General features: G+C 68.8%; 6 protein-coding genes. 1 reads left to right on the forward strand and 5 read right to left on the reverse strand.

Annotated elements, in window-relative coordinates; all coding sequences use genetic code 11:
* Positions 1–132 precede the first annotated feature (132 nt).
* Both K8V84_RS05065 and uvrB read right to left on the reverse strand, forming a co-directional pair.
* Complete coding sequence (locus K8V84_RS05065) at positions 133–549, reverse strand: DUF3060 domain-containing protein (protein WP_304071043.1); 417 nt, start codon at positions 547–549, stop codon at positions 133–135.
* Between the two features lie 174 nt (positions 550–723).
* Positions 724–2,817 carry an excinuclease ABC subunit UvrB gene (gene uvrB / locus K8V84_RS05070; RefSeq protein ID WP_304071046.1) on the reverse strand — a complete coding sequence of 698 codons (2,094 nt, stop codon included), beginning with the start codon at positions 2,815–2,817 and terminating at the stop codon, positions 724–726.
* A gap of 134 nt (positions 2,818–2,951) precedes the next feature.
* Here uvrB and K8V84_RS05075 point away from each other — a divergent pair, with 134 nt between their 5' ends.
* Entirely contained in the window at positions 2,952–4,043 is a 1,092-nt protein-coding gene (locus tag K8V84_RS05075) for a hypothetical protein (protein ID WP_304071048.1), read from the forward strand.
* A 21-nt stretch (positions 4,044–4,064) separates the two neighbouring features.
* On the opposite strand, the gene coaE is transcribed toward K8V84_RS05075, so the two are convergent.
* The 3 genes from coaE to K8V84_RS05090 all read right to left on the reverse strand — a co-directional run.
* Positions 4,065–4,712, reverse strand: a complete 648-nt coding sequence (gene coaE, locus K8V84_RS05080) for a dephospho-CoA kinase (RefSeq protein WP_304071051.1) — start codon at positions 4,710–4,712, stop codon at positions 4,065–4,067.
* Between the two features lie 33 nt (positions 4,713–4,745).
* Entirely contained in the window at positions 4,746–5,243 is a 498-nt protein-coding gene (locus tag K8V84_RS05085; RefSeq protein WP_304071054.1) for a GNAT family N-acetyltransferase, read from the reverse strand.
* 104 nt (positions 5,244–5,347) lie between these two features.
* The coding region (locus K8V84_RS05090) for a S1 RNA-binding domain-containing protein (RefSeq protein ID WP_304071056.1) at positions 5,348–6,197 on the reverse strand (850 nt) is incomplete at its 5' end.

Consider the following 6,197-nt stretch of genomic DNA (forward strand, 5'->3'; position numbering starts at 1 on the left):
GGTGGTCCGGCGTCTCCCGTATCGCGCGGAAGGACGGGCTCTACGGTAACGGATCTCGGATCACTCTCGGGTGGCGGGTCGGTGTATCGATAGACACGAAGTCGCCCGTGCCACGGGCGATCCCGCCGAAGGTCAATCCTCCTTGCCGCCCGCCGCGTTGACGGTGGTGTTGCGTCCCTGGTTGATCACCTCGGGGTCGCCCTCGGCGAAGGTGATCTCGTTGTCCACACCCACCAGGACGATCTTCTCGGCGCTGCCGACCTCGATCACCGAGCCCCGGCCGGTGGCGCGCACCACCCCGCAGTCTCCGGCGAGGACGACGGTGGCGCGGTCGGCGGAGACCACGACCTCCCGTTCTTCGCAGTCCTCTCGCACGTGGGCCTCGTCGTCGACCACGAGGATCACCTCATCGTCGATGACGTTGCCCCGGGGTTCGGTCATGGTCTCCCGCCCCTGACCGGCCTCCGGCGAGGGGGCACTCTCCTCGGGGGCCGCCCGACCCATGTCGCATCCGGCCAGCAGGGAGCCGAGCAGCACTACGCCCCCCATACCTTTGAGCACCCGACCGAGCATGGAACTCCCCACCAGAAAACGGCAATCACGACATACCTCTTGGGCAAAACCCAAGACTATGTCACGCGAAGGTAACTATGCGACCTAAGCGTTCTGCGATCGTTTCCGATTCGATACATCCCGGTCGGGATCCCAGGGCACCCGGGGTCCTCACTTCACCCCGGCGGCGTCCATACCGCGAAGCTCACGCTTCAACTCACCGATCTCGTCGCGCAACCTCGCCGCCAACTCGAACTGAAGGTCCGTGGCCGCCTGGTGCATCTGCTCACCGAGTTGCTCGATGAGAGCGGCCAACTCGGCCCGCGGCATGTTCGCCACGTCCGCCTTCTCGCCCAACGCCGGCACCGGAGCCTTCACGGACTTGCCGCCCTGCCGGTAGCCGGTCGCCATGAGCTCCTCGGTGTCCACGTCCTCGCGGTTGAGGGTGTCGAGGATGTCGGCGATCTGCTTGCGCAGCGGGGTCGGGTCGATGCCGTGCTCGGCGTTGTAGGCCAGCTGCTTGTCCCGGCGCCGGTTGGTCTCGTCGATGGCGGCTCGCATGGAGTCGGTCACGTTGTCGGCGTACATGTGCACCTGACCGGCCACGTTACGGGCCGCGCGACCGATGGTCTGGATCAACGAGGTCTCCGAACGCAGGAAGCCCTCCTTGTCCGCGTCCAGGATGGCCACCAGCGACACCTCGGGCAGGTCGAGCCCCTCACGCAGCAGGTTGATGCCGACCAGCACGTCGAACTCGCCCACGCGCAGCTCGCGCAGCAGTTCCACGCGCCGCAGCGTGTCCACCTCGCTGTGCAGGTACCGGACCCGGATGCCCAGTTCCGCGAAGTAGTCGGTGAGGTCCTCGGCCATCTTCTTGGTCAGCGTGGTCACCAGCACCCGCTCGGAGCGCTCGGCCCGCTCCCGGATCTCGTGCACCAGGTCGTCGATCTGACCCTCGGTCTGCTTGACCAACACCTCGGGGTCCACCAGACCGGTCGGGCGGATCACCTGCTCGACCACCTCGCCACCGCCCTGGCGGAGCTCGTACCTGCCCGGCGTGGCCGACAGGTACACCGACTGGTCGATCCGCTCGGTGAACTCCTCCCACTTCAACGGCCGGTTGTCCATCGCCGAGGGCAACCGGAACCCGTGGTCCACCAGGGTGCGCTTGCGCGCCGCGTCACCCTCGTACATCGCGCCGATCTGCGGCACCGTCACGTGCGACTCGTCCAGGACCAGCAGGAAGTCCTCGGGGAAGTAGTCCAGCAACGTGTTGGGGGCGCTGCCCGGCGCACGGTCGTCGAAGTGCCGCGAGTAGTTCTCGATCCCCGAGCAGGTACCCAGCTGACGCATCATCTCCAGGTCGTGGGTGGTACGCATGCGCAGCCGCTGTGCCTCCAGCAGCTTGCCCTGCCCCTCCAGCTCGGTGAGCCGCTCCCCCAGCTCCGCCTCGATCGTGGCGATGGCGCGCTCGGTGCGCTCCTCACCGGCCACGTAGTGCGACGCGGGGAAGATGAACATCTCCTCGCTCTCCCCCAACACCTCACCGGTGAGCGGGTGCAGCGTCATCAGCCGTTCGATCTCGTCACCGAACATCTCGATGCGGATCGCCAGCTCCTCGTAGACCGGGATGATCTCGATGGTGTCCCCGCGCACCCGGAACGTGCCCCGGGTGAAGGCGGTGTCGTTGCGCGAGTACTGCATCTCCACCAACCGGCGCAGCAGCTCGTCCCGGTCGACCTCCATGCCGACGGCCAACTGCGCCATCCGGTCCACGTACTCCTGCGGCGTGCCCAGACCGTAGATGCACGAGACCGACGCCACCACGATGGTGTCGCGCCGGGTGAGCAGCGAGTTGGTCGCCGAGTGCCGCAGACGCTCCACCTCGTCGTTGATCGACGAGTCCTTCTCGATGTAGGTGTCGCTCTGCGGGACGTAGGCCTCGGGTTGGTAGTAGTCGTAGTAGGAGACGAAGTACTCGATCGCGTTGCCCGGCATCATCTGCCGCAACTCGTTGGCGAACTGCGCGGCCAGCGTCTTGTTCGGCTGCATCACCAGTGTGGGTCGCTGCAGCCGTTCCACCGTCCACGCGACCGTGGCCGTCTTGCCTGTACCGGTCGCGCCCAACAGCACCGTGTGCTCGCGCCCGTCCCGCACCCGTTCACTGATCTCCTCGATCGCGCGCGGCTGATCGCCCGCGGGGGTCATCTCCGAGACGACCTCGAACGGGGCCTCACTGCGTTTGATGTCGCTGACCGGTCTCACTAGCCCTCAAATCTCCCGTCGAACCATCCCCTCATCCCAACGCTACAGACCGCCTCTGACATCCCTGGCCGAACGAACCCTCCGAGTTACCATCGAAGGGAGCGAAGAGTGCCCCGAAAAGTGAGGTACGCGCTGTGTCCCATCCCTCCAGGCCCACCTTCGACCCGGCACTTCCCGACAGGACCATCGAACGGCTGCGCGCCCACACCGACCGGCTCGTCCCCGCCGCCAAGGGCCCACCACGCCGCCCCACCTGGCGCGAGAGCGCCCTGGCCCTGCTCCTGGGAAGCACCTCCGCCGCCGCCCTCGCCCTCCTCGTCGACCCCCTCGTCGTTCCACTGACCCTCCTGTTGTGTCTGGGAGGGACCGTCCTCCTGCTCGGGCTGGTCTCCCGTCGAGGCGACGTCGCCGACGACTGGCCCGACCTGATCATGCACGCGTTCTGGGCGCTGCCCACCTCGCTCGCCGGGGTCCTCGGCGCGCACTGGATCGCCTCCGAGGTCCTGGGCACCGCCCTGCCGGGAGACCCGGCCCTGGCCGCGCTCTACCTCACCGCCGGCGCGGCCGGAAGCGCCGCCATCATGCGCCCGGGTATGCCCGCCCGCCTGGCCGCCGAACACCACGACCGGTACGTGCTGCCCGAGGACTTCGGCCGCCCCTCCTCCTTCGCCACCCGCCGCGAGGAACCCGAGGCGCACCTGTTCGCCCGTCTGCAACAGACCACCGACCGGGTCGAGGAGGGCCGACGTGTCCTCGGCCACTCCTTCGACGCCTCCCCGACCCTGCCCCTGTTACGCCAGGAGGAATGGCGTCTGTCCCAGGAACTGTTACGGCTGCGCTCCTTACGTCGCGAACTGGTCCAACGTCGCAAGGACGCCGTCTCCGATCAGGTCACCCGAGCTCTGGCCCCACAGGCCGAAGCCGTCTCCCGCGCCCACCGTTCCCTCTCCCACCGCGTCGACGAAGTCGCCGCCTACGGTGAACGCGTCCACGCCGCCGTCCTCGCCCACCACGAGTGGGAACAGTGTCAGGAGATCGCCGACCGGGCCGCCGACTACGCCGACCTGGCCCTCACCTCCGGCCAGGACCCCGCCCCCACCGAGGAACTCGACTCCAGTCTGTTGAGCGTGCGAGCCGCGCACAGCGTGCGGGAGGAACTGGTCCGCGAGGCCGTGGAGGCCGGCACCTCCCTCTCCGACGCCCTCGACAAGGACACCGACCCCTGATCCACCCTCCGCGCGGGGTCGTCAGGGGCGCGACCCGGGAGGCGGCGAGGCGGGGGGCGTGGGTCTGTGGTCCGCGCGGTCCAGGAGTTCACGCCACAGTTCGGCGGCGCGTTCGGCCAGGTCCTCGCGGGTGCCGGAGTTGTCCACCACGATGTCGGCGGCGGCCGCCCGCGTCTCGCGGTCGGCCTGGGCGGCGATACGTGCCCATACCTGTTCGCGCGGCATGCCACGGTCGTGGGACACGCGATCCACCCGTACCTCGTCGGGTGTGTCGACCACGACCACCACGTCGTAGAGGGACTCCAGACCGTTCTCCACCAGCAACGGGACGTCGTAGACCACGACCTTGGCACCGCTGTCCAACGCCTCCTCCATCAACCGGCCGCTGCGCTCGCCCACCTTGGGGTGGACGATGGCGTTGAGCCTGGCCAGCCGGGACTCGTCGGCGAACACCAGCTCGCCCAATCCGGGCCGGTCCAAACGGCCGTCGGGGGTGAGCACCCCCTCACCGAACTCGGCGACGACTTCGGCCAGACCCGGGGTCCCGGGCTCCAGCACCTCGCGGGCGATGGCGTCGGCGTCGATGACCACCGCCCCGTAGGAGGCCAACGCGGCCGAGACCGCGCTCTTGCCCGAACCGATCCCGCCGGTGAGTCCCACTTTCAGCATGCGCCAAACCCTAGAGGTCGGGGCTCGCGGACGTCACGTCGACCCCGCCGTCACGCGCTCCAGTTCCTTGCGCATGTGCACCATCACCAGGTGGTCGGCGACGCGCTCCCGGTGTGTCTCGGCGTATCCCAGCCCACGGTAGAGGCGTTGTTCGGTGGTGTTCTGCGCCCCCGCGAACAGGGTCAACGCCGCCAGCTCCGGACGGCGGCGCCGCAGGTCCTCCTCCAGCCGCTCCATCAACGCCCGGGCGATCCCGTGCCCGCGCACATCGGGGGCCACGGCCAGTCGGCCCACCACCCCGGTGGTGTGAGTGGTCGCCGCGCGCACGGTGCCCACCATCCGGTGACCCACCACCGCCTTGAGCACCAGTGTCTCCCCCGCGGCCAACAGTCCCTCGATCCGGGACAGGCCCTCGGTGAGCGGCAGGATGAACGGGTCCCCGTAGGTCTGCGCCTCGTCGACGTAGGCGGCGCGCTGGAGGGTGAACAGCTCCCCCGCGTCCGCAACGGTGGCCGGGTGGATCTCGAACACGTCGCCTCCTGGTGCGCTCCCCTTGCGGGTTCACCCTAGAGCCTGACACACGGCGAGGGGCCGCCCCCACCGAAGTGGGAACGGCCCCTCGAACGACCAGAGGCTTAAGCCTCGCCGCCCGCGAGCTTCTCGCGCAGAGCGGCCAGGGCCTCGTCGGAGGCCAGGGCGCCACTGCCGGAGTCGGAGGTGCCGGTGGAACCGGTGCTCGGGGCACCGCCGCCGGTGTACTCCTCCTCTTCCTCCGGAGCAGGAGCGTTGGCGGCGTCGGCCTCGGCCGCGCGCGCCTCCTCGACCTGCTTGCGGTGAGCCTCGAAGCGGGCCTGCGCCTCGGCGTAGCTGCGCTCCCACTCGTCCCGCTGAGCCTCGAAGCCCTCGAGCCACTCGCCGGACTCGGGGTCGAAGCCCTCGGGGTACTTGTAGTTGCCCTGCTCGTCGTAGTCCGCGGCCATGCCGTACAGGGTCGGGTCGAAGTCCACCTGGTCGGGGGAGACGGCCTCGTTGGCCTGCTTCAGCGAGAGGCTGATGCGGCGACGGTCGAGGTCGATGTCGATGATCTTGACGAAGATCTCGGTGCCGACCTGGACGACCTGCTCGGGCACCTCGACGTGGCGCTCGGCCAGCTCGGAGATGTGGACCAGGCCCTCGATGCCCTCTTCGACGCGCACGAACGCACCGAACGGAACCAGCTTGGTGACCTTGCCGGGAACGACCTGGCCGATCTGGTGGGTCCGGGCGAACTGCTGCCACGGGTCTTCCTGGGTCGCCTTGAGCGACAGGGAGACACGCTCGCGCTCCATGTCCACGTCGAGAACCTCGACGGTGACCTCCTGGCCGACCTCGACGACCTCGCTCGGGTGGTCGATGTGCTTCCAGGACAGCTCCGAGACGTGCACCAGACCGTCGACGCCGCCCAGGTCCACGAAGGCACCGAAGTTGACGATCGAGGAGACGACG

It is taken from the genome of Nocardiopsis listeri, assembly GCF_020741345.1.
In the GTDB taxonomy this organism is placed as follows: Bacteria; Actinomycetota; Actinomycetes; order Streptosporangiales; family Streptosporangiaceae; genus Nocardiopsis; species Nocardiopsis listeri_A.

Bases quoted from the DNA above. Each gene is read 5' to 3' on its own strand.
- K8V84_RS05065 (WP_304071043.1), bottom strand. From the start codon at position 549: ATGGGGGGCGTAGTGCTGCTCGGCTCCCTGCTGGCCGGATGCGACATG.
- coaE (WP_304071051.1), bottom strand. From the start codon at position 4,712: ATGCTGAAAGTGGGACTCACCGGCGGGATCGGTTCGGGCAAGAGCGCG.